Consider the following 23,620-nt stretch of genomic DNA (forward strand, 5'->3'; position numbering starts at 1 on the left):
GATGCGGCCGTGCAGCTCCGCCGTTGGTTCGCCGCCGGCCGCGTGCATCATCACGATATGGTCGAGCAACGCGCCCGCCGCCGATTGCCCGCCTTCTACCAGCCAATGGCCGGGCAGGATCGCCTCGTAATAGGGACCCCAGAGGCTGCGTCCAGGCTTGGAATCTTTCGTGAAGGCGACGATGCAGCTCGACGTGCCGCCGATCAGCGCCACGCTGGTTTCGAGCTTCGAGCCTTCGGACGCGCCGCCGCAAACCCCGCCGAGGACGCCGAAGGCGCCGGCATAGGCGTCGATCATGCCGGGAGCCACCTGCACCTTCGTGTCGAGGCCGAGCCCATCGGCCGCCTGCCGGCTGAGGCTTCCCAGACTTGTCCCGACGCCGACGGTCTCATCCGGCAAACCGCCCTTTGCGAGCAGGTCTTCGAGGCCGGCAAGCGCCAGGTAATCGGCGCTCCAGCCGGGGTTTTCGTGGGCGAGATAATTCCACTTGGCCGTCAGCGTGCAGCGGGAACGGGCGGGCGAGCCGGTCGCCTTCCAGGTGAGGAAATCGGCGAGATCGAAGAAATAACCCGCCTTCGCCCAGCTTTCCGGCAGATGCCGTTTCAGCCACATCAGCTTCGGCATTTCCATCTCGGGCGACAGCGAGCCGCCGGAAAATTCGAGCACCTTGTGGCCGGTGGCGGAAAGCTGGTCGGCTTGTTTGATCGCCCGATGATCGAGCCAGACGATGGTGTCCTGATTGGCCTTGCCGGTCGTGGAAACCGTAAGCGGCTGGCCCTCGCGGTCGCGAGCGACGAGCGAACAGGTGGCATCGAAGCCTATCGCGGCGATACGGTCGGCGGCGATCCCGGCCTCCGCCATCGCCTCCCTTACCGCACGGCAGGTTGCGGCCCAGATCTCCTCGGAATCATGCTCGGCGTGATTTTGTTTGGGACGGAACATAGCGATCGGATGTTTCGCCTTGGCGAGCAGCCGCCCGCTGCGATCAAAGACGCCGGCGCGGGCGCTGCCCGTGCCGATATCGACCGCAACGAGGTGATCACGCATCCGGATTTGTTTCCTGTCCCTTGTCGCCCGGCAGTTTCAAGGATCGCACTAAAGCGCGGTCGAAGAAACGGAGCCGTTGCGACCCTCCATATGTTTTTGGACAAGGTGGATCAAATCCGGCATCGCGTCAAACACGACTTCCGGCGAAAGCATATCGATCCGCTCCCGGTAACCGGGAACCGAGGCATGCGAACCGCCGACGAAGGCAAAGACCGACATGCCCGCACTGTGGCCCGCCTCGATGCCGGCGGGGCTATCCTCGATGACGATACAGTCTTTGGGATCGGTGCCCATTTCGCTAGCCGCATGCAGGAAGAGATCCGGCGCCGGCTTGCCGCGCTTGACCATGGCGGCGGAAAAGATGTTCGGCTCCAGCTTGTCGATCAGGCCGGTCAGCGTCAGCGACAGGCGGATGCGCTCCGGTTGGCTGGACGATGCGACGCAACGGCGGAAATTCAAGGCATCCAGCGCTTCGCTTATGCCAGGCATCGGCTGCAGTTCGGCGCGGAAGCGGGCGTAGAGATCGCGGCGCATGTCTTCGAGAAACGTATCGTCCGCCTCGACGCCGAATTCCTCGCGCATCGTCTTGGTGACGGTGCCGAGGCTGCGGCCGAGGAAGCGGCGATAGGCCTCCGCCGCGTCCATCTCGACGCCCTTGCGGCGTAGCGCATCGACAAGCACGCGCACGGAGACGGGTTCGCTGTCGACGAGAACCCCGTCGCAATCGAAGATCACCAGTGGTCCCGCCGCCTGTTGCACGTCCATTCCCCGCTATTTGACCAGCTTGCCGCCCAGATAGAGCTCCAGCGTCTTTGCCGTCCCTTGCTCCCAGAGCATCTTCAGCGCATGCGCAAAGCGGGTGCGGAACAGCTCGGATTTCGCAACGTCACCAAAAATGTCGCCAAGCGCAAGGAAGGCATCCGGGTTATCCTTGGCTTTCAGCGCGGCGGCGTTCAGGCGGTCGGCGCTGGCATCGTTGAAGACGATTTCCTTGCCGCTGTCGGACGTGCCGGCGAAATAGCGGCACCACAGTGCCGAGACCAGCGACAGGCCGATAATGTCCTGTCCCTTGGCGAGCCGGTCGGCGGTGGACGGCAGGATGAATTTCGGCTGGCGGTTGGAACCGTCCTGCGCGAGCCTGGGGATGGTGTCGCCGATCTTCGGGTTGGAAAAGCGCCGCTCGATCAGCTTGTAGTAGTCGACGAGGTTGGTATCCGGCACCGGCGGGATGACCGGAATGATCTCGTCCTTCTCCAATTTTTCGAGAAAGCCGCGGATCAGCTGGTGCTCCATCGCCTCATGCACGAAATGGATGTCGAGAAGGGCGGCCGGATAGGCGATCGCCGCATGGCCGCCGTTGAGGATGCGCAGCTTCATCAGCTCATAGGGCGCTACGTCGGGCACGAACTGGACGCCGACTTCTTCCAGCCGAGGCCGGCCGGCGGGGAACTTGTCCTCCATCACCCACTGTTTGAATTCTTCGCAGAACACCGGCCAGTTGTCGTCGATGCCGAAATCGTTTCTGAGGATATCGATCTCGCGACTACCCGTCGCTGGCGTGATGCGGTCGACCATCGAGCTCGGGAACGCAACGTTCTCGTGGATCCAGTGGGCGAAGCCCGGGTCGGAAAGCTTGGCAAGACCGATGACGGCGTTCTCCGTCACCTCGCCGTTTCCGGGAATGTTGTCGCAAGACATGATGGTGAATGGGGCGATCCCCCGCGCCTTGCGCTCCTTGAGGCCGGCGAGGATCAGGCCGAAGACGGTCTTCGGGCTCGAAGGGTTCCGACCGTCCTCGGCAATCGCCGGGTGGGCGGGGTTGAACCGGCCGGAAGCGTCGATGAAATAGCCGCCTTCGGTGATTGTCATCGAAACGATACGGATTTTCGGGTCTGCCAGTGTCTCGATCACGGTCGCGACGTCGCCAGGAGCGATGATGTCGATCATCGGCGCGGTGATGCGGGCGGCGGTCCTGTTGTTGTCTTGCTCGACGACGGTGGTCAGAAAGTCCTGGGCCTTCAGCTTGTCACGCATGGCGCCATCGGATGGCATCACGCCGGCGCCGATGATCGCCCAATCACGCGCCTTGCCGGTGTTGAACAGGTCGTCGAGATAGATTGCCTGGTGGGCGCGATGGAAATTGCCGACGCCGAAATGCAAGATGCCGGCAGTCAGGTCCTTCGGATCATAGGCCGGCACGGCAGCGGTGGCCGCAGCGTCACTCAAGCTCGCCAGCGAAAGCTTCACAGTCATTGTCTTTACTCCGATATGGCCCGTTAGGCCTTCAGGGCGAGGCCCTTGTCGTCGAACCGATGGAGCTTGGCCTCATCGGGCGTCATGTAGACCGTGTCACCGTGATAGGCGCCGAACTCCCCGTCGCAGCGCGCAGTGATCTGGCCGATGCCGTCGACATCGAGGTGCAGGAACGTGTCGGCGCCGAGATGTTCGGCGACCTTCACCGTGCCGCGCCAGATGCCGTTGTCCTTCGAAAGGTTCAAGTGTTCCGGCCGGATGCCGGCGGTCTTGGCATTCTTGGACTGCGCATAGGCGCCATCGATGAAGTTCATGTGCGGCGAACCGATGAAGCCGGCAACGAACAGGTTGCGCGGGCTCTTGTAGAGTTCGAGCGGCGAACCGACCTGCTCGATATTGCCGCGGTTCAGCACCACGATCTTGTCGGCCATCGTCATCGCTTCGACCTGGTCGTGGGTGACGTAGACCATCGTCGTCTTGAGCTGGTGGTGCAGGTCGCTGATCTCCAGACGCATCGTGCCGCGCAGCGCAGCGTCGAGGTTGGAAAGCGGCTCGTCGAACAGGAAGGCCGAGGGTTCGCGCACGATCGCCCGGCCGATCGCGACGCGCTGGCGCTGGCCACCGGAAAGCTGCGAGGGACGACGTTCCAGATAGTCGGTGAGGTTCAGCACGCGAGCCGCATCCGTCACCTTCTTGTCGATCGCGGATTTCTCCATCTTCGCCATCTTCAGCGGAAAGGCGATGTTGTTGCGCACGCTCATATGGGGATAGAGCGCGTAGGACTGGAACACCATGGCAAGGCCGCGCTCGGCGGGGGCTGCCTGGGTGACGTCCTTGCCGTCGATCAGGATTTGGCCGCCGGACACATCTTCCAGGCCGGCGATCAGGCGCAGCAGGGTGGATTTGCCGCAACCCGAGGGACCGACGAAGACGACGAATTCGCCGTCATTGATTTCGAGATCGATCGACGGAATGACCTTGGCCTCGCCGAACACTTTCGACACTTTTTGGAGCGTGATGCTGCCCATGTCCGTTTTCCTTACTTAACCGCGCCAAACGTGAGGCCGCGAACGAGTTGTTTCTGTGAGAACCATCCGAGGATGAGGATCGGCGCGATCGCCATGGTCGATGCGGCCGAGAGTTTTGCCCAGAACAGGCCTTGCGGACTGGAGAACGAGGCGATGAAGGCCGTCAGCGGCGCCGCATTGGTGGTCGACAGCCGGATCGTCCAGAACGACTCGTTCCAGGCAAGGATGATGTTGAGGAGCAGCGTCGAGGCGATGCCCGGCACCGCCATCGGCGTCAGCACGTAGACGATCTCCTGCCAGAGCCCCGCTCCGTCCATCCGCGACGCTTCCAGGATCTCGCCGGGGATTTCGCGGAAGTAGGTATAAAGCATCCACACCACGATCGGCAGGTTGATCAGCGTCAGCATCACGGTCAGGCCGATGCGGCTGTCGAGCAGGCCGAAATCACGGAACAGAAGATAGATCGGCACCAGGACTGCGACCGCCGGCATCATCTTGGTGGACAGCATCCACATCAGGATGTCCTTGGTCCGCTTGGTCGGCGAGAACGCCATCGCCCAGGCGGACGGGATCGCGATGATCAGTGCCAGGATGGTGGAGCCGACCGACAGGATCACCGAATTCATGAACGGCTTCAGGTAATCGCGCTGGGTCTGGACGGTAATGTAGTTCTCGAACGTGCCGGACGGCCACAGGCTGAAACCCGCGATCGCTTCCGGCTCGGTCTTGATGCTGGTGATGATCGTATAGAGGATCGGGAAGAAGATGATCAGCGCGACGATCCAGGCGGCGACCGTGGCGGTGATCTTGTGTCTTGTCGTAACGTTGCGTGCCATGATCTTCTCCTACCGGTCCAGGTTCTTGCCGACGGCGCGCATCAGGAAGAAGGCGACGATATTGGCGAGCACGACTGCGATAATGCCGCCTGCCGAGGCGCCGCCGACGTCGTAGCCGAGGAGCGCCGTGCGGTAGATCAGGAAGGCGAGGTTGGTGGAGGCGTAACCGGGGCCGCCATTGGTGGTGACCAGGATTTCCGCATAGACGCCGAGCAGGAAGATCGTCTGGATGAGGATGACGACCGTAATCGACCGCGCGAGATGCGGCACCACCAGGTAGATAAAGCGGTTGAGGAAGTTGGCGCCGTCCATCTCCGCCGCTTCCTTCTGCTCCCCGTCGAGTGACTGCAGCGCGGTCAGCAGAATGAGTGTTGCGAACGGCAGCCACTGCCAGGCGACGATGACGACGATCGAAAACAGCGGATATTGCGCGAACCAGTCGACCGGGCGAAGGCCAAAGAACCTCGATATATCGGCAAATACCCCGTAGCTCGGGTTCATGATCATGTTCTTCCACACCAGCGCCGCAACCGGCGGCATGACGAAAAAAGGCGAGATGATCAGGATGCGGACGATGCCCTGCCCGAAGATGGGCTGGTCGAGAAGCAGCGCGATGGCGATGCCGCCGATGACGGTGATCAAGAGCACGCCGCCGACGATGACCAGCGTGTTCCAGATCGACTGGAAGAAGGCGGGGTCGGTATAGAAGAACTGGTAGTTGAACAGACCCGTGAAACTGACATTGGACGGATCGAGCAGATTGTAGTTCTGGAACGAGAACCACAGCGTCATCGCCAGTGGCACGATCATCCAGATAAGAAGAAGCAGAACGGAGGGCGCCATCATCAGGCGCGCCAACGTCTTGGTGTTTTGCGTTGCCATATCAGACGCCCTCCCGTGGAACGTCGTCGTTCCAGTTATCCAGCGCCTTTTCTTTTGGGGAAGAAGACGGACGCAGGATGCAGGTTTTTGTTGTTATCTGGTTGTTGCCGGGTTGCCTTGCCCGATCACCGGCCCGCCTCAAATCTTCAAGCGAGTGATGTCGGCCAAGATCCGGCTGTCCGGCGCAGGATGCCGGACAGCCGTGGCTCTGGAGGTTATTTCGGATAACCTGCGCGCTTCATTTCGCGCGTCGTAGCCGTCTGGGCCTGGGCAAGCGCATCGGCGACCGTGGACTGGCCGGCGACGACTGCCGAGAACAACTGGCCGACATTGGTGCCGATCGCCTGGAATTCAGGGATCGCGACGAACTGGCCGCCGGTATAGGGCACCGGCTTGACGGTCGGCTTGGTGATGTCGGCAGCGTTCATCGCGGCAAGTGTCGGAACCGCGAAGGCAGCAGCCTTCTTGTAGTCTTCGTTGTTGTAGAGCGAGGTGCGGGTGCCCGGAGGAACGTTGGCCCAGCCTTCCTTGGCGGCGACGAGCTGGGTATATTCCTTGCTGGTTGCCCAGGAGATGAACTTCTGCGCCGAGTCAGCCTTCTTCGACGAGTTCGGAACCGCGAGGTTCCACGACCACAGCCAGTTGCCGTGGTTCTTCATCTCGCCCTTCACCGGGAAGAGCGCGTAGCCCACCTTGTCGGCAACCTTGGAATCCTTCGGGTTGGAAACGAAGGAGGCGGCCACCGTGGCGTCCATCCACATGCCGCATTTGCCCTGCTGGAACAGCGTCAGGTTTTCGTTGAAGCCGTTCGAGGAAGCACCGGACGGGCCGGCATCCTTCATCAGGTCCACATAGAACTGCAAGGCAGCCTTCCATTCCGGCTGGTCAAACTGCGGGTTCCACTTTTCGTCGAACCAACGGCCGCCAAACGAATTGGTAAGCGCCGTGATGAAGGCCATGTTCTCGCCCCAGCCGGCCTTGCCGCGCAGGCAGATACCGTTCACGTCGGTCTTGCGGTCGGTGATCTTGCGAGCCGCATCGCCGATGAATTCCCAGGTCGGGTTTTCCGGCATCTTGAGGCCGGCCTTCTCGAACAGGTCCTTGCGATACATGATCATCGCCGACTCGCCGTAGAACGGCGCCGCATAAAGCTTGCCGTTGACGGTCAGACCGCCCTTGATCGCCGGCAGGATGTCGTTGGCGTCATATTTGTCGCCGAGCTTGTTCAGCTCAAGCAGCCAGCCCTGCTTGGCCCAGATCGGAACTTCGTAATTGCCGATCGTCAGGATGTCGTACTGGCCGCCCTTGGTGGCGATGTCAGTGGTGACACGCTCACGCAGCACGTTTTCTTCAAGCGTGACCCAGTTGATCTGGATATCCGGGTTCGCCTTGGTGAACTCGGAAGTCAGGCCCTGCATGCGGACCATGTCGCCGTTGTTGACCGTCGCGATGGTGAGGGTTTCAGCCGAAGCCGCGGTGGAGAAAAGGCCGGCAAGCGCCAGCGCCGAGCAGGCGCCCAGCAAAATCGTCTTCAATGTCATATCTTCCTCCCAGAAGATGAGTAACGAGCATTCGCTTTGCTCATGGGCAATTACTCGTTAAACGGCGTAAAAAGTCAATCGCCATTCGTCGCTGCAGCGCAGCAGACATAGGTCATGTCGTTGATCTGGTTACGGATAATTTTTGCTCAACGACCGAGCAATTGCTCCGCAGTCGCTTCATCAGTGATCACACCGTTGATGATATTGCCCTTGAGCGCGGCGGAAATCGCCTGGAATTTCTTGCGTCCCAGCGCCAGTCCGATGACGGAGGAGGTCTCCCGCGAAGGGATCGGCACACTGGCGACGCGGTCGTTGATGGAATTGGCGAGAAGCTTGCCCTGGTTGTCATACACCCAGCCGCAGATCTCGCCGGCAGCACCTTCTCGAACGAGCTTTTGCATTTCCTCCTTGCCGAGGAAGCCGTCGACGCAGAGCGGGCCGTCCGGCCCGAGTTCGCCGATGCCGACGAAGGTAACGTCCGCCTGTGCGCCGAGTTCGAGCGTCGAGCGCACCAGCGCCTGGTCGTGCAGGGTTTCGCGCTCTTCGGCCGAGGAACAGAGAACCGGCAGCGGCATAGGAAAATGCCGCGCCTTGATCGCGTCCGCCATCGAGAAGATGACGTTATAGAAGGCGGCCGATCCGTCCGGCCCGATATTGCCGGTCAGCGACACGATCCGGTGCTGCGGGCACTCCATCGGCGGCAGCTGGTCGACGGCGGCTTTCAATGTGCGGCCCGTGCCGACCGCGATGACGATCGGGTCCGGGCGCTTCAGCCAGCGCTCGATCTCGGCGGCGCCGGCTTCGGCGATCCCGACGGTGCTGGAACTCCCTGCCGGATCGCTCGGCACCACTTCGACATGTTTGAGATCGTATTTCTTGCGCAACGCCTCGGCGAGTTCCAGGCAGGCGGCGATCGGGTGGTCGAGGCGCACCTTGATCAGCCGTTCGGCAACCGCGAGCGACACCAGCCGCTGCGCCGACTGCCGCGAAATGCTCATGGCCGCGGCGATCTCGTCCTGGGTCCGCCCCGCGACATAATAGAGCCAGCCGGCCCGCGCCGCATCGTCGAGCCGCCCTTGCGTATCAGACCGTTTTGCCATGGCAGAAATTCTCCTCCACCTGTTGCTGCCATGGTTTCGGATGGTCTGTCAAACGGGTGGAAGAACGGGGCGGGGCGATGCAACCTTATGATATAGCCTGTGGGGACCTCGCGATATTTCCGAGGAAATCCAGGGCATCGTCGCCAAGAATCCAATCAGACTGACTGGGCTGACGCGAAGAAGCTGCGTACGGCACCACCTTGCCGAGCGATCAGCGAGTGTAATAAATCAGCATGACATAACCAGGGAGGCTGAAATATGTGGGGTCTTTTCAAAAGGAAGAAACCGGAGAGCGAATTTCTAGCCCTATTGAAATTTGATGCTGATAAATACGCGTTGGCTGTTGAGCAATTTTTCACACAAATGGATTCTGCAACGCGAGCCCACGTACTTGTGGCCTACGAAAACCTCCTGCCTGTCGTTTCGGTAATGTATTCCGAAGCTATAAAAAACGGGGATGTCTTCACGCTAGATAACTTTATCCCTGAGGCCGTGAAAATGTTAGAGGCCTCTCATGGTCACGAAATAAACTCGCGGCGGTGGGCATGGTTTCTATTTGCAGCGATGCTCGGCCGCTTGGAGCGACTTTCCAAAACCAACGCTGGCGCACTTATGGCTGGTGCAAAAGTTTGGTGTTTGCTTGCGGAGGACGCACATTTTTTGAAACATTTACTTCCGAGCAATATCGTTTGGAAGTCGGACGAAAAAGACTGGTTTGACCTCGACCAGTCAGATCAAAGGATGCTTGAATGGACGATCAATATTGCAATGCCGCCTATTTTCGCTGAGCATGAGACAATCCACGAATTCGCTCAAACTCATGATTTTTTTCTTTCACCATTTAAAAATCGGATAGGTTTTATGCCCTAATCGCCGAAGAATCCGATTAGCGCGTCAGTCGCCGCCGGGTGAGCGGATAGTCAAGAAAGACACTCGGCAAAGCCATTGATTCGATTCCCCATATATCCGATTTGTCTGTGAGATTTTTGTACCCACAACACACATAGGGATCGTTGTTCATTCTCCAGTTCGAGATGCGGCGGCCCGTGCTCGATCGAGAATATAGGCTCGTTGCCGCTCAAAAGACCAATCCTCACGATCGAACATCTCGAACATGGCAATATCCTCCGCATCAAGAGGATTGCCCGCAATCAACTGAAGATGCGCCGCTTCAAAAGTGCGTTGCCGGATCGTATCCTTGTCGCTCATGTTAGAGAGTTTCCTTCCACCCGGCAGGTTGCCCGGATTTCTGACACCACAAAGATACCAGAAATCCGGGCGACCGGCAAATTCAGCGATCACTGGCAGCGCGGAAAAACCTACGCCACCTGCACCACATGCCCCGCACTCACCTCCCGATATTCCCGCTTTGGCGGCACGTAGTTGACCGGGCGGATCGGGCTCTTGATTTCGTCGGTGGACATGTTGCGCTTGATCCGCCGGCGGGACGGATCCGGAATCGGCACGGCGGACATAAGCTTCCGCGTATAGGGATGCTGCGGGTTTTCGAACACTGCCGCACGAGGGCCGATTTCGACGATCTCGCCGAGATACATGACCGCCACCCGATGGCTGACGCGCTCCACCACCGCCATGTCATGGCTGATGAAGAGGAAGGCGAGGTTGAGGCTCTGCTGCAGGTCGAGGAGCAGGTTGCAGACCTGCGCCTTGATCGACACGTCGAGCGCCGAGACCGCTTCGTCGGCGACGATGATCTTCGGGTCGAGCATAAGGGCGCGGGCGATCGCGATGCGCTGGCGCTGGCCGCCGGAAAACTCATGCGGGAAACGCTTCATCATGTCGGCGGAAAGGCCGACCTTCTCCATCAGGCTCGCCGCCTTGTCGCGGGCCTGTTGCTTGGTGCCGAGGCTGTGCTCGACATAGGGCTCCATAACAGCCGAACCGACACTCATGCGCGGGTTCAATGAGGCGAACGGGTCCTGGAAAACCATCTGGATCGACCGGCGCATCTGGCGCAGCGTCGGCTGATCGAGCTTCATAACCTCATAACCATCGAGAGTGACCTCGCCGCTGGTCGGCGTAATGAGACGGGTGACGGAACGGCCGGTGGTCGACTTGCCGCAGCCCGATTCGCCGACGAGCGACAGGGTCTCGCCCGGGAACAGATCGAAGGAGACCTTTTCGACCGCATGGACCGCGCCGGACTTGCGGCCGAACAGGCCGGAATGGATGTCGAACCGGGTGGTCAGATCCTTGACGTCGAGGATCGGCGTCTTGCCCTTGCCGACCGTGTCGGTGACGTCGGCAAGCAGTATCTGTTCGCCAGTCTTGATATCGACGATCGGGAACCGGAGCGGCAGCTTGCGCTCGCCCATCGAGCCGAGACGCGGCACGGCGGACAGAAGTGCGCGGGTATAGGGATGCTGGCCGCGGTGGAAGATGTCGCTGGTCTCGCCCGTCTCCACCGCATCGCCGCGATACATGACGATGGTGCGGTCGGCGACTTCGGCCACCACGCCCATGTCATGGGTGATGAAGAGGACCGACATGCCCTCCTCTTCCTGCAGCACCTTGATCAGGTCGAGGATCTGGCCCTGGATGGTGACGTCGAGCGCGGTGGTCGGTTCGTCGGCGATCAGCAACTTAGGTCTCGCCGCCAGTGCCATGGCGATCATAACGCGCTGGCGCATGCCGCCGGAAAACTGGTGCGGATATTCGTCGAAACGCGACAAGGCGTTGGGGATGCGCACCTTTTCGAGCAGGCGGATGACTTCCTTCTTCGCATCGGCATTGCTGATGTCGGTATGGACCGTCAGCGCTTCGGCGATCTGCTTGCCAATTGGAAAAATTGGGTTGAGCGAGGTCATCGGCTCCTGGAAAATCATCGAGATGTCTTTGCCGCGCACGCGGCGCATCTGCTCTTCCTGCAGCGACAGCAATTCGCGGCCGTTGAGGAAGACCTGGCCTTCGATCCTGCTCGAATTCTTCGGCAGCAGCCGCATGATGGACAGCGAAGTGACGCTCTTGCCCGAGCCCGATTCGCCGACGATCGCCACCGTCTCGCGCGGCGCCACGTCGAACGAGATGTTGCGCACCACGGTGCGCCATTCGTCGTTCACCCGGAACGAGGTGGAAAGATTGCGGACAGACAGGACCGGGGTCACCGAACCACCGCCCTGTTCCATGGAAGTGCCGGAAAGCAGCATGGAAATCTCCTTCGGATCAGGCGGCGAGCGCGGTTTCGGCGAGCGTGATCCAGTAGCTGACGCCAAAAGGAATAGCCTCGTCGTTGAAGTCATAAGCAGCATTGTGGAGGTTGGCGGTATCGCCGTTGCCGATGAAGATGAAGGCGCCGGGGCGCTTCTCCAGCATGTAGGAAAAATCCTCCGCGCCCATATGCGGCGCCATGCCGGTCAGCACCGACTTGGGACCGGCGACCTTGGCCGCGATCTCGATGGCAAAATCCGTCTCGTTGTCGTGGTTGAAGGTGACGGGATAACCGCGGCGATACATGACATCAGCCGTCGCGCCATGGGCGATCGCGGTTGATTGAGCCACTTCGCTCAGGCGCTTCTCGGCAAAATCGCGAGTTTCCGGCAGCAGCGTGCGCACCGTCCCGGTCATCTTGACATAGGCGGGAATAACGTTGCTCGCCTCGCCGCCGTGGATCGAGGCGACGGTGACGACCAGCGACTTCAGGGGGTCGGTCTCGCGCGAGACGATCGACTGCAGCGCCAGCACGATATGTGAGGACACCAGGATCGGATCGATCGAATTGTGCGGCTGCGCGGCATGGCTGCCGCGGCCGTGGACGGTGATTTCGAACGTGTCGGCCGCCGCCATGATGCCGCCCTTGCGGGTGGAGAAACTGCCGACCGGAAGCCGCGGTTCGTTATGCATGCCGTAGACTTCCTTGATGCCGAACTTCTCCATCATGCCGTCGTTGATCATCGCCAGTGCGCCCGCGCCGCCCTCCTCCGCCGGCTGGAAGATCAGCGCGACCGAACCTTTGAAATTGCGCGTCTCGGCAAGGTATTGCGCAGCACCCAGGAGCATGGCGGTGTGGCCGTCATGGCCGCAGGAATGCGCCTTGCCGGGCGTCTTGGAAGCCCAGGGCTTGCCGGAGGTCTCAAGGATCGGCAGCGCGTCCATATCGGCGCGGAAACCGATGACCGGACCATCGCCCTGGCTACCCTTGATGATTGCGACGACGCCGGTCCTGCCGATGCCGGTCTCGACGATGTCGCAGCCGAAGGCCCGCAGCTTCTCGGCGACGAATCTCGAGGTCTCGTGGACGTCGTAGAGCAGCTCCGGATTCTCGTGCAGATGGCGCCGCCATTCAGCGACCTGATCCTGCATTTCGGCGACGCGATTGATGACCGGCATAGTGATAACCCCGTTGTTTTTTTCATATTTCCACTCTGCCAAGGGTGGATGTCGGGCGGATATTGCGACGCGAAGACACGATTTTGCAAGCTTCAATTTTCCGGCTTGAACGGAAAATAGGCCTATGCTTAGATGGCTCAAAATTTGATCATGCTCGCCAAAAGCGGCAGGATGTAACTTGTTCTTAAGGTAGTTTCGGAGGAGGAACCGACAGGAAATACGCTGCGAAGTCAATAAGTTGAGGAAGGCGACTTCGCAGTCCCGAGGCACAAAAAGCCGGCTTGACCGGCAGGCCCAACCACAACTCATAAGAGAACGACAAGGGGAATAGCAGCATGAAAAACCTCAAACTTCTTTTGGCCGGCACAGTTGCCGCCCTCACCTTCGCCGGCGCCGCCGCGCATGCCGAACGGGGCACGGACGGGGATCTGAAGATCCTGTTCTGGCAGGCCGTTTCGACGATGAACCCCTACCTCTCCGGCGGCACCAAGGAAGTCTACGCGTCCTCGATGGTCATCGAGCCGCTCGCCCGCTACGACGAGAAGGGTAGTCTCGTGCCGATGCTGGTGACCGAGATCCCGACCGTCGAGAACGGCGGCGTCGCCAAGGACCTGCTCAGCATGACCTGGAAGATCAAGCCGGGTGTCAAATGGTCGGACGGCACGCCTTTTACGGCTGATGACGTCATCTTCACCTGGAAATATTGCATCGCACCGGACGGCGGTTGCGCCCAGGCCGCCCAGTACGAGGGCGTCAAGAGCGTCGAGGCTCCGGATCCGCAGACGGTCAAGATCACCTTTACCGAACCGAAGCCCTATCCCTACAGCGCTTTCGTCGGCGCCCAGTCGCCGGTCATCCAGAAGAAGCAATTCGAAAACTGCGTCGGCGCCAAGGCCCCGGGCTGCACCTCGGCCAACTTCGGCCCGATCGGCACCGGTCCGTTCGTCGTCAAGGAATTCAAGCCGAACGACGTCATCACGCTGACCGCCAACACTAATTACCGCGATGCGGCAAAGCCTGCCTTCGCAACCGTCACCCTCAAGGGCGGTGGCGACGCTGCGTCGGCGGCGCGCGCCGTTCTCGAAACCGGCGAATACGATTATGCCTGGAACATGCAGGTAGAGCCGGAAATCCTCGCCAAGATGGTCGCCGCCGGCAAAGGCAAGCTGGAAACGGCATTCGGCACCCAGGTCGAACGTATCAACCTCAACCACTACAATGCCGATCCGTCGCTTGGCGCAAAACGTTCCACCAAGGAAGCCGGCCCGCATCCTTCGCTCTCCGACCCGGCAGTCCGCCGCGCGCTTTCGCTCGCCATCGACCGCAGCATCATCGTCGAGGCAGGATACGGCGCAGCCGGCAAGGCGACCTGCAACATCGTTCCCGCACCGGCCGCCGTCGCTTCCACCAAGAACGACAACTGGTGCCTGAAGCAGGATCTTGTGGCCGCCAACAAGCTGCTTGACGATGCCGGCTGGAAGAAAGGCCCGGATGGCATCCGTGCCAAGAACGGCGTGAAGCTCTCCTACCTCTATGCGACCTCCACCAACTCGGTTCGCCAGGCGACCCAGGAACTGGTGAAGGACATGTGGTCGCAGATTGGCGTCGGCGCCGAACTGCGCAACGCCAGCGCCTCGGTCTTCTTCGGCGGCGATCCGGCAAGCCCGGACACCTTCCAGAAGTTCTATGCCGACGTCGAAATGTACACCAACAACTTCGACGGCACCGATCCGGAAAAGTATCTCGCAGAATGGCTGTGCGACAAGGTTCCCGGCCCGGCGAACGGTTGGCAGGGCCAGAACATTCCGCGTTACTGCAACCCGGCCTATGACAAGCTGCTCGGCGAACTTTCGAAGACCGCCGAGCTCGACAAGCGCGCAGCGCTTGCCAAGCAGCTCAACGACATGCTGACCGAAGAAGGCGCGCATATCCCGCTCGTCCACCGCGGCAGCGTCTCCTCGCATTCTCTCAAGCTCGCCGGCGTGAAGATGAACGCCTGGGATAGCGAGCTGTGGAACGTCGCCGACTGGTCGCGCACGAAGTGATGCCGATCGCCGGGCCTGCCCTTGCGGCAGGCCCGGCGCCCGCATTTTCTTCTCCGCGCTAGTCTGGAGACTTATTGATGTTCACCTACACCTTGCGACGATTGCTCTTCGCAATCCCGACGCTGCTGATCATTAGCTTCGTCATTTTCGCGCTACTCGATCTTGCCCCCAACGATCCGACCGGCGACCTGCCGTTGACGATCCCGCCGGAGGTCCGCGAACAGATCCGCGCATCGCTCGGCCTCGATCAGCCATTCTTCTTCCGCTACCTCTACTGGCTGCAGCAATTCTTCATCAACGAACCACTCAACATCCTCGAACGCCTGACCGGTTGGCAATTCGGCGATGGTACTCGCATGCGGGTGCTGTCCTGGGCGACCCGCAGCCCGGTGGTCGACCTGATCGTCCAGCGCCTGCCCCAGACGCTGTGGGTTGTTGGTCTCGCTTATGTGTTCGGGGTGATGATCGCCGTTCCGATCGGCGTCATCTCCGCCTACAAGCAGTATTCGATCTTCGACCAGATCGGCACGTTCCTGTCGATGGTCGGATACTCGGTGCCGACCTTCTTCACCGGCGTGCTGCTGGTCGTCATCTTCTCCTCCTGGCTGCAATGGTTCCCGTCGGTCTATGACACCAACCTGGTCGTCAACGACTTCTCGAGCTTCCTGCAGCAGATCAAGCAGATGGCCTTGCCGGTCACCGTTCTGTCGCTCTTCAACGCCTCGCAGATCACCCGTTTCGTGCGGGCCTCGATGCTCGACAACCTGCACCAGGACTACGTGCGCACCGCGCGTGCCAAGGGCGTCAAGGAAAAGTCGGTTCTGCTCATCCATGTGCTGCGCAACAGCCTGATCCCGGTCGTCACCGTGATCGCACTCGGCGTGCCGACGATCTTCTCGGGCGCCATCATCACCGAGCAGATCTTTCGCGTGAACGGGCTTGGCCAATTGCTGATCATCGCGGTTCAGGGGGCCGATATCCCGCTCGTCCAGACCCTGACCTTCATCTTCGCGGTGCTGATCGTGCTCTTCAACCTCATCGCCGACGTGCTTTACGGCATTCTTGACCCGAGGATCCGTTATGACTGATGCGACGCTTACAACCGCCCCGCCCGCCAAGGCGGCAACTCCCACCAGGTCGGCGCTCGCGGACATCTGGCGCCAGTTCCGTTCCCACAAGGGCGGAGTAGTCGGATTGATCGTCTTCACGTTCATCGTGCTGGCGGTGTTCGTGGGTCCGTATATCCACCGGGTGGCCCCCAACGCCATCAATATCCGCGACAAGAACCAATGGCCCTCCTGGGCACATCCGTTCGGCACCGATAACCTCGGCAAGGACATGCTTGCCCAGGTGCTCGCCGGTGGCCGCATCTCGCTTGCGGTCGGCATCACGGCGATGTTGCTGGCGCTTTTCCTCGGAACGCTGGTGGGGGTAGTCTCCGGCTATATCCGCAGGCTCGACGGTCCGCTGATGCGCATCACCGACCTGTTCCTGGCGCTACCGCTGCTGCCGCTGCTACTCGTCATCCTGATGTTGTTCCGCGATACCCTGCGGGCGGCATTCGGACCCGAAACCGGCATCTTCATCCTGATCGTCTTCGTGATCGGGATCACCAGCTGGATGCACACCGCCCGTATCGTGCGCGGCGATGTGCTGGCCGTCAAAAGCCAGGAATTCATCCTGGCGGCGAAGGCGAGCGGCATGCGGGAATATCGCATCATCCTCAGGCACATCCTGCCAAACGTGCTGAGTTCGATCATGGTTTCGGCGACATTGGGCATCGCTTCGGCGATCATCACGGAATCGGCGTTGAGCTTCCTGGGCCTCGGCTTTCCCTCGGATTTCCCGACCTGGGGACGGCTGTTGTTCGATGGCGCCAACTTCCTGCAGTTGACACCCTCGCGCGTGCTCTGGCCGGGCCTGGCGATCTCGCTGACTGTACTCAGCGTCAACTATATGGGCGATGCGATCCGCGACGCGCTCGATCCGAGAGCGCTGAAACACTGAGCCCGCCACACGGACCCGATCGGAACGGCGGCTGCAAAGCCGCCATTCTTCATTCGCCAGTCGGAAAAAAGGCCGCTGAAAAAAACTCAAAAAAATTTGGAACTGCCGGAACCTATTCCCGAGGCGCCCGTTATGTGAGTGTTCGAAGGCGACCCCCCGTCCCCCGCCCTACAAAGCCTTCGGACATACTCTTCAATCCCCCTCGAAGAGACGAACTGGCTCGGCTCCGTCAACCGGAACCGGGCCAGCTCAGTTTTGTGGGGCATGGTGAATAATGGCGCTGCGAACGAGCTTTTCGGAAAGACTTACGTCGCGAGGCATCAATGAGCCGGAAAGCTACTCACCAACGACTATTCTTCAATCCCCGCCGCTCTCCAGCGGGAATACCAGCCGATAGCTGATGCGATCGTTGGAGATGACGTATTGCGCCTTGCCGTTGACGGAGGCCGGCACGACACGCTCCAGCACGGTGCTGCCGAAATGCGCCTTCAATGAATCCTCGGTATCTTCGGAGCTCCGGCTGGCATCCAGCACTTCGTCCCAGATCATCTCCAGCGAATCATGGCCGTTGAGGTGCATGCGGGTGCAGGTGACGTTGATCACCCGACCGCTGCGCAATAGCGAACCGTGGCTGACCGCGTTGACGATCAGCTCGTGCAGCGCCAGTCCGATATGCAGCGAGGCGTTCGGCGTCAAAAGGATGTTGTCCCCGTGGACGCGCACGAGATGCTTGTTCTCGGGCAGGTACTTTTCCGTCTGCTGCTGCACCAGTTCGAAAAAATAGGCGCCGCGCCAGCTGGAATCGGTGATCAGGTCCTGGCTCTGCGAGAGTGAATAAAGCCGCCCCCGGAACTTGTGCAGAAACAGTTCCAGCGAGCCTGAATAACGGGCCGTCTGCAGCGCAATGCTCTGGATGATGGCGAGCAGGTTCTTGGAACGGTGGCTGACCTCGCGCAGCAGCGCGCGCAGCAGCCGCTCGCGATGACGTTCCTCGGAACGGTCGATGATGGTGGTGACGAAATGCAGGCCGCCATTGGAGAATTCCACCGTCTGGACGCGGAACTCGTAGATCTGCTCGGTGCCGATGGTAATCTCGATATGGCCCTTGCGACCGGCTTCCGTCATGCCGTCCTTGAGGGTCGCGAGCTTTGCCCCGACCTCGTCGCCGAACAGGCTGACATCGGTGGGTGTCCTGACGTGCTCGACCGCCCAGACCTCCGGAAGATGAGTGACGAAGAGATAATTGCGGCCTGCGTCCTGGATCATGATGCTGGCGCCGAGATCCACCAGCGCCGGCATGAAAAATCCGCGTAACTTGTCATCACTCTGACCAGCCTGCTGCCATGTCAGGGGATTCACCAAGTTACTCACTCCGTCTGCGGGCTTGCGGGGGAAACCGGGCACCTGCTGTGCGCAGAAACACCTGGATTTATGAGTATGATTATCCGACTTTTATAGGACGTCAAACACGCCGGAACAACCCGACCACCAGCGATATCAGCAACAGTGCGAGAAACAGGAAAAACAGAAGCTGTGCGAGGCCGGTTGCCGTTCCCGCAATGCCGCTGAAGCCGAGCGCACCGGTGAAGATCGCGACGAGCAGGCAGACAAGAGCATAATACAACATGGGCCTTCCTCTTCGGATGCGCCAGAACGCTACCCGTTGCATTTTGTTCCGGCCTGGTCCGCTCGCCTGCCGCCCATGGGATCAAGCGGCGGCCTTCACGGCTTCGTTGAAGAACAGCGCCTGGCTGATCAACGCCTTCACCATGTCCGGGTTGAAGGGCTTGGTAACGAGGAAGGCTGGTTCCGGGCGTTCGCCGGTCAGAAGCCGCTCCGGGAAAGCGGTGATGAAGATCACCGGCACGCTCGAAGACTTCAGGATTTCATTGACCGCGTCGATCCCGGAGCTGCCGTCGGCGAGCTGGATATCGGCGAGCACCATTTTCGGGTGCGAGGACTGGAAGAGCGACACCGCTTCCTTATGGGTGCGGGCGATGCCAGTGACGCGGTGGCCGAGATCCTGCACCATTTGTTCGATGTCGAGCGCGATCAGCGGCTCGTCCTCGATGATCATGATGTCGGTCGCGACCTGCCGCGAGATTTCGCGGGTCGCGTCGTCGAGCAGGCGGTTCACTTCAGCGGGGCTGACATCCAGGACCTCCGCGGCTTCCTCGATACTGAAACCCTCCACGGAGACAAGCAGGAACGCATGCCGCGACTGGGAGGGAAGCATCGAGAGATTGGCTGCCGCGCGCTGCTCCCAGGCAAACGGCGATTCGATCGGGCGAATCTCAATGTTCGTGGAACCAAAAATTGTAACAAAGAGTTTATAGAGCGAAACACGGTCCTTGGACGTTTCGGGGAATATCGAAACGTCTGCGATCAAAGCTTCCAGGACCGCGGCAACATAGGCGTCTCCCGAGGTCTGTGATCCGGTGACGGCGCGAGCATACCGACGCAGATATGGAAGGTGAGACGCAACGCGTGTGGTGAGTGACATACAAAATCTCCCTCGGTGCCCGGTGGGCAATTGACCTGTTATGAACGTGGGCCTTGAAAAAAAGTTCCGCAAGAGTGGAACTTTTTTTGCCGCCAGGAATTCCTTTGCCCGACGATATCGCAACAGGCTGCCCGCGTGATGAGTGACGACAACAGAAAAAAAGAAGAGATGACAGCAATCCCATCCCAAGAAGTCCGACCCGGAGCGGTGCCGCCGAATGCATCCATATCCCGCAAGTTACGGGACTTCTACGACGCGGTACAGGAAGAAGGGATTCCGGATCGTTTTCTCGATCTTCTCGAGCGCCTGGAGCAGGCTGAGAAGAACGCCAAACCGGTGAACGCAAAATGAGCAAGGAAGACGAGAGCGACGATCGCGGCTTCAAGCGCGACCTTCTCGCGTCGCTGCCTAATCTGCGTGCCTTCGCGGTATCCCTGACAGGCCGGCACGACAAGGCGGACGACCTCGTGCAGGATACAATCATGAAAGCCTGGGCGAACCAGACCAGCTTCACCGCAGGCACCAACATGCGGGCCTGGCTGTTCACCATCCTGCGCAACGAATTCTACAGCCAGATGCGCAAGCGCGGACGCGAGGTGCAGGATAGCGACGGCCTGTTCAGCGAGCGTTTCTCGGTCCATCCGGAACAGTACGGCAGGCTCGACCTGCAGGATTTCCGCAAGGCGCTCGACAAGCTGCCTGACGATCAGCGCGAAGCGATCATCCTCGTGGGTGCCGCCGGTTTCGCCTATGAGGAGGCGGCTGCGATCTGCGGCTGCGCCGTCGGCACGATCAAGAGTCGCGTCAGCCGCGCCCGCGCCCGTCTGCAGGAGCTGCTGGGCGTCTCCGGCGAGGGCGACTACGGCCCCGATGCAGGCGATGCGGCGATCACGTCACGTGCTTTTGGCAGCTGATCCTGAAAAATCTGAGAGAACGCCGCTCACACCTGGGCGGCGTTTTTGACGGCTTCGACGAGGTGGCGGTCGTTGAACGGTTTGGCGACGACACTTATTCCGTCCCAGCCCTTCAGACCATCCATGTCCTCGACGCTGAGCGTGGTGAACACCAGACCCGAGCCTGAAGCTCTCAGCCGAAGCCCAGCCTCTCCACCAATCAGCCTCGAATCGATGACGATAACGTCGAACCAGCCGCTTTCCAGTTCCACCATATAGGTGTGTGGCGTGGCGACATGGACCTCGCAGGCAAGCGCCTCGGTGAGCACGGCCTCCACTTCCATGGCCACCAGGAACTCCCGATCGACAACGAGGATTCGCAACAATTAAGTCCGCCCGAGATTCGACAACGAAATTCGGCTAGACCATCGAAAGAACGCCCGGTCATTTACAAAAGACACAGGGCGGTCGCAAACCGCCTGCTATTGTTCGCGAAGCCCGCTTTCGTCGAGAGCAGGCCCCAGCACAACGCGGAATACGGCCGCCTGCGCGCGGCAGGCGACCGTTCAGCTGGTCGCGCGACGAGACCTGCCTATTCGGCGGGCTCGGAATGTCGCCGGCCCGGACCACCCATGGACTTCGCCGCGAGGAAGCCAAGACCGCCGACCACCGCGACGAGCAGCAGCGGACGTGATTTGACCAGCAGCGGCAATGCCGTCAGAGCCGCTGTTATCATCAACGCCTTGGAACTGTTGGAGGCCGCGGCTTCCCGCTTGCGGCGCTGTTCGGAAGCATTGGCGATAACGACGCAGAGATACATGATCAATGCCAGGACGAGCGCGCCACCGGCGACTGCAAGCAGCGCCATCGGCGGTCCCCATATGCCGGCGAGATAGACTGCGAGCGCCGCCACTAACAGTCCATAGGCCGTCAGCAGGAAAAGCAGCACGAAAGCATAGAGGATCGCATTTCTTTTGAGCTTGCGCGTCAACGCCGCGATATCCATCGCGGCGAGTGAAGCCAAAAGTGGACCAAGTCCTGTCATCGTCAGCGACGCGTCAGCAGCGCGAAGAGAAATCCCACGCCGGCGGCGATCGCGACGGCCTGGATAGGGTTTGTGCGGATCTGGCGTTCCAGGTCCTTTTCCATCGACAGAGCCTGATCGCGGGCGGCTTCCACCATATGCATCGAAGCGTCGGCGGCATCGTTGGCGACCCGGCGGGCCTTACCCTTGTATTCGCTGGCCTTCTCATTGCCCACGGCAGCAATGCTGCGCGTCAGTGCAGCGATATCGTCGCGGAGCTGCTGGATCTGGGCTTCGACGTCCTTGCTGGCTGCCGAGTTCTGGCCGGTGCCATTGCGGGTGAAGTCTGTCGTGGGGTTGGCTGCGGGCATATCGATCTCCTGTTTTGCGAACCTTAGAGGACGCGAGCCGCGGAAGGCTTTGCGCGGAATCAAACGGCGTCGAAAACGTGGAACGGGGTCGGTCTCCCGAGCGAGCGACGTACGCTACCCGCTTCACGCTTCCTGTCGCCGCCGGTGAACGCGGCAACAGCGCGATTGTTCCCCGGCGCGGTTGCACCCAGGCGGAAATAGCCGGAAAGGTTCGGAGGAGTCAGGCGGCCGGCGGCTCCGGCCAGGCCGAAATGCCCCCGGTCCATTGCTCGAAGGCCCTGGAGAGTTTCAGTACCAGCAGGTCGTCATAGCGCGGGCCGACGATCTGCAGGCCGATCGGCATGCCGGTTTTCGAAAAGCCGCAATTGATCGACGAGGCCGGTTGTTCCGACATGTTCCACGGTACGGTGAAACCGATATGTTCGAAGGGCAAAGCCGGATCATTGGTGGGCGAGGCCCATTCCGCCGGATAGGAGACGATCGGATTGGTCGGCGAGATCACCGCGTCGACGGTCGTGAACAGCCTTCCACAGGCCTTGCGCATTTCGATCGTCTGGTTGAAGCCGCGCACCGCCTCGACGCCGGAAATGTAAGTCCCGCCTTCCGCCCATTGATAGATATAGGGCAGGATCAGCGCCCGGCGCTCTTCCGGCATTTTCTCGATATCGCCCCAGAACCGCGAGCGCCAAAAACTGTCGAGCCCGTCGAGCATGATGCGGTTCATGACCGGTTCGACCGGAATAATGATCGCCCCCGCATCCTCAAAGCGCTTGGCGGCGGCCACGACCGCATCGCGAACCTCGTCCTCGACTGCAAGGCCGATGCCGGCATCGAGCATCAGGCCGATCTTCATGCCCTTCACGTCGATATCGAAATTAAGCCAGTCGAAATCGTTGGGCGGCAGCGACGTGCCGTCGCGCCAGTCCGGACGCGACAGCGTCGCCATGGAAAAGGCCGCATCTTCGACCGTGCGGGTCATCGGCCCCGCGCAGCGGCCGACATAATACGGATCGACCGGGATACGGCCCTGGCTCGGCTTAAAACCGAACAACCCCGTCCAGCCGGCCGGCAGCCGCACCGAACCACCTATATCCGTGCCGATATGCAGGGGTCCGAAACCGGCGGCACCGGCGGCCGACGCTCCGGCGCTCGATCCGCCCGGGTTCTGGGTGAGATCCCAAGGATTGCGGCTGAGGTGATGGAAGCTTGACAGTCCGGAGGACAGCATGCCGTAATCCGGGCAGGTGGTCTTGGCAAAAATCACCGCGCCGTCCTCCCTCATGCGCGCGGCGATCGGTGCGTCTTCGGCGGCAGGCACCAGTTCGACGGCCGCCGTGCCGAGCGGCACCGGCTGCCCCTTGGTGGCGATCAGCTCCTTCAGCGTCACCGGGATGCCGTCCAGCGGCCCAAGCGTCGCTCCCTTTGTCCACCGTTGGGTGGAGGCTGCGGCCTGCGCCCTGGCACTGTCCGGATCGTAGAGATAGAGCGCCTGAATATGCGGCTCGAAGGCGGCGACACGGTCCTCGACCGCCAGCCAGTATTCCAAGGGCGAGAGCTTCCTAGTCGAATAAAGGTCGAGCAGTTCGCGGATCGTCAGTTTCAGGAGGTCATTCATCGCAATATCTTCGTTTCGAAATCAGGAATTGTCGCGGGGATCGAGGAGGTCGCGCAGGCCGTCGCCGAGCATGTTGAGGCCGAGCACGGCCAGCGCGATGGCGAGCCCCGGCATCAGCGCCAGCCACG

At 60.7% G+C, this 23,620-nt stretch carries 24 protein-coding genes and 1 pseudogene; 6 read left to right on the forward strand and 19 right to left on the reverse strand.

Translation table 11 applies throughout. From position 1 onward, the window contains the following. The 8 genes from MOV61_RS17765 to MOV61_RS17800 form a co-directional block, all read right to left on the reverse strand. Positions 1–1,047: FGGY family carbohydrate kinase (locus MOV61_RS17765; protein ID WP_247137531.1), on the reverse strand; the 1,047-nt coding region annotated here is incomplete at its 3' end. A 48-nt stretch (positions 1,048–1,095) separates the two neighbouring features. Further along, positions 1,096–1,806, reverse strand: a complete 711-nt coding sequence (locus MOV61_RS17770) for an HAD family hydrolase (RefSeq protein ID WP_408962397.1) — start codon at positions 1,804–1,806, stop codon at positions 1,096–1,098. Between the two features lie 12 nt (positions 1,807–1,818). Then, complete coding sequence (locus tag MOV61_RS17775) at positions 1,819–3,300, reverse strand: mannitol dehydrogenase family protein (RefSeq protein ID WP_247137533.1); 1,482 nt, start codon at positions 3,298–3,300, stop codon at positions 1,819–1,821. Positions 3,301–3,323: 23 nt separating this feature from the next. Then, positions 3,324–4,328, reverse strand: a complete 1,005-nt coding sequence (locus MOV61_RS17780) for an ABC transporter ATP-binding protein (RefSeq protein ID WP_247137534.1) — start codon at positions 4,326–4,328, stop codon at positions 3,324–3,326. 11 nt (positions 4,329–4,339) lie between these two features. Further along, a complete protein-coding gene (locus MOV61_RS17785; protein WP_007760466.1) occupies positions 4,340–5,164 on the reverse strand; it encodes a carbohydrate ABC transporter permease in 825 nt (274 codons plus the stop codon). A gap of 9 nt (positions 5,165–5,173) precedes the next feature. Further along, entirely contained in the window at positions 5,174–6,046 is an 873-nt protein-coding gene (locus tag MOV61_RS17790) for a carbohydrate ABC transporter permease (RefSeq protein WP_247031008.1), read from the reverse strand. 215 nt (positions 6,047–6,261) lie between these two features. Beyond that, the gene (locus MOV61_RS17795) at positions 6,262–7,587 is read right to left on the reverse strand and encodes a sugar ABC transporter substrate-binding protein (RefSeq protein WP_247137535.1); all 1,326 of its coding nucleotides are present in this window, start codon (positions 7,585–7,587) and stop codon (positions 6,262–6,264) included. Between the two features lie 146 nt (positions 7,588–7,733). Next, positions 7,734–8,687, reverse strand: a complete 954-nt coding sequence (locus MOV61_RS17800; RefSeq protein WP_038545477.1) for a sugar-binding transcriptional regulator — start codon at positions 8,685–8,687, stop codon at positions 7,734–7,736. A 258-nt stretch (positions 8,688–8,945) separates the two neighbouring features. Here MOV61_RS17800 and MOV61_RS17805 point away from each other — a divergent pair, with 258 nt between their 5' ends. Continuing rightward, positions 8,946–9,557, forward strand: a complete 612-nt coding sequence (locus MOV61_RS17805) for a hypothetical protein (protein WP_247137536.1) — start codon at positions 8,946–8,948, stop codon at positions 9,555–9,557. A 147-nt stretch (positions 9,558–9,704) separates the two neighbouring features. On the opposite strand, the gene MOV61_RS17810 is transcribed toward MOV61_RS17805, so the two are convergent. The 3 genes from MOV61_RS17810 to MOV61_RS17820 form a co-directional block, all read right to left on the reverse strand. Further along, positions 9,705–9,896 (reverse strand): hypothetical protein, encoded by a 192-nt coding sequence (locus tag MOV61_RS17810; RefSeq protein WP_247137537.1) that lies wholly within the window; start codon positions 9,894–9,896, stop codon positions 9,705–9,707. Between the two features lie 110 nt (positions 9,897–10,006). Further along, positions 10,007–11,854, reverse strand: a complete 1,848-nt coding sequence (locus MOV61_RS17815; RefSeq protein WP_247137538.1) for an ABC transporter ATP-binding protein — start codon at positions 11,852–11,854, stop codon at positions 10,007–10,009. Positions 11,855–11,870: 16 nt separating this feature from the next. After that, positions 11,871–13,034: a M20 aminoacylase family protein gene (locus tag MOV61_RS17820; protein WP_247137539.1), complete on the reverse strand. Its 1,164-nt coding sequence runs from the start codon at positions 13,032–13,034 to the stop codon at positions 11,871–11,873. Between the two features lie 335 nt (positions 13,035–13,369). Between MOV61_RS17820 and MOV61_RS17825 the strand changes: the two genes are divergently transcribed. The 3 genes from MOV61_RS17825 to MOV61_RS17835 all read left to right on the forward strand — a co-directional run bounded on the left by MOV61_RS17825 (position 13,370) and on the right by MOV61_RS17835 (position 17,086). Continuing rightward, positions 13,370–15,079, forward strand: coding sequence for a peptide ABC transporter substrate-binding protein (locus MOV61_RS17825; protein WP_038545489.1), 1,710 nt, complete (start codon positions 13,370–13,372; stop codon positions 15,077–15,079). Positions 15,080–15,156: 77 nt separating this feature from the next. After that, positions 15,157–16,167 carry an ABC transporter permease gene (locus tag MOV61_RS17830; protein WP_038545492.1) on the forward strand — a complete coding sequence of 337 codons (1,011 nt, stop codon included), beginning with the start codon at positions 15,157–15,159 and terminating at the stop codon, positions 16,165–16,167. Then, entirely contained in the window at positions 16,160–17,086 is a 927-nt protein-coding gene (locus MOV61_RS17835; protein WP_038545496.1) for an ABC transporter permease, read from the forward strand. The genes MOV61_RS17830 and MOV61_RS17835 overlap by 8 nt, the downstream gene beginning before the upstream one ends. Before the next feature lie 357 nt (positions 17,087–17,443). On the opposite strand, the gene MOV61_RS17840 is transcribed toward MOV61_RS17835, so the two are convergent. The 3 genes from MOV61_RS17840 to MOV61_RS17850 all read right to left on the reverse strand — a co-directional run bounded on the left by MOV61_RS17840 (position 17,444) and on the right by MOV61_RS17850 (position 19,589). After that, a complete protein-coding gene (locus MOV61_RS17840; protein WP_247137540.1) occupies positions 17,444–18,385 on the reverse strand; it encodes a sensor histidine kinase in 942 nt (313 codons plus the stop codon). A gap of 163 nt (positions 18,386–18,548) precedes the next feature. Next, positions 18,549–18,713 carry a DUF1328 domain-containing protein gene (locus MOV61_RS17845; RefSeq protein ID WP_007758228.1) on the reverse strand — a complete coding sequence of 55 codons (165 nt, stop codon included), beginning with the start codon at positions 18,711–18,713 and terminating at the stop codon, positions 18,549–18,551. Between the two features lie 81 nt (positions 18,714–18,794). After that, positions 18,795–19,589 carry a response regulator gene (locus MOV61_RS17850; protein ID WP_038545500.1) on the reverse strand — a complete coding sequence of 265 codons (795 nt, stop codon included), beginning with the start codon at positions 19,587–19,589 and terminating at the stop codon, positions 18,795–18,797. Between the two features lie 168 nt (positions 19,590–19,757). On the opposite strand from MOV61_RS17850, the gene MOV61_RS17855 reads away from it, so the two are divergent. Together MOV61_RS17855 and MOV61_RS17860 are read left to right on the forward strand one after the other, a co-directional pair. Further along, complete coding sequence (locus tag MOV61_RS17855; protein WP_247137544.1) at positions 19,758–19,940, forward strand: NepR family anti-sigma factor; 183 nt, start codon at positions 19,758–19,760, stop codon at positions 19,938–19,940. After that, positions 19,937–20,503 (forward strand): RNA polymerase sigma factor, encoded by a 567-nt coding sequence (locus MOV61_RS17860; protein ID WP_038545503.1) that lies wholly within the window; start codon positions 19,937–19,939, stop codon positions 20,501–20,503. The genes MOV61_RS17855 and MOV61_RS17860 overlap by 4 nt, the downstream gene beginning before the upstream one ends. A 26-nt stretch (positions 20,504–20,529) precedes the next feature. On the opposite strand, the gene MOV61_RS17865 is transcribed toward MOV61_RS17860, so the two are convergent. The 5 genes and pseudogenes from MOV61_RS17865 to MOV61_RS17885 all read right to left on the reverse strand — a co-directional run. Beyond that, on the reverse strand, positions 20,530–20,865 hold the full coding sequence (locus tag MOV61_RS17865; RefSeq protein ID WP_247137541.1) for a hypothetical protein: 336 nt from the start codon (positions 20,863–20,865) through the stop codon (positions 20,530–20,532). 209 nt (positions 20,866–21,074) lie between these two features. Continuing rightward, on the reverse strand, positions 21,075–21,506 hold the full coding sequence (locus MOV61_RS17870; protein ID WP_157885166.1) for a hypothetical protein: 432 nt from the start codon (positions 21,504–21,506) through the stop codon (positions 21,075–21,077). Positions 21,507–21,529: 23 nt separating this feature from the next. Then, positions 21,530–21,877: a YqjD family protein gene (locus tag MOV61_RS17875; protein ID WP_247137542.1), complete on the reverse strand. Its 348-nt coding sequence runs from the start codon at positions 21,875–21,877 to the stop codon at positions 21,530–21,532. 220 nt (positions 21,878–22,097) lie between these two features. Next, the gene (locus MOV61_RS17880; RefSeq protein WP_247137543.1) at positions 22,098–23,492 is read right to left on the reverse strand and encodes an amidase; all 1,395 of its coding nucleotides are present in this window, start codon (positions 23,490–23,492) and stop codon (positions 22,098–22,100) included. 21 nt (positions 23,493–23,513) lie between these two features. Beyond that, a pseudogene (locus tag MOV61_RS17885) lies at positions 23,514–23,620 on the reverse strand (ABC transporter permease); the annotation flags it as partial.

It is taken from the genome of Neorhizobium sp. BETTINA12A, from assembly GCF_023006485.1.
Lineage (GTDB): Bacteria > Pseudomonadota > Alphaproteobacteria > Rhizobiales > Rhizobiaceae > Neorhizobium.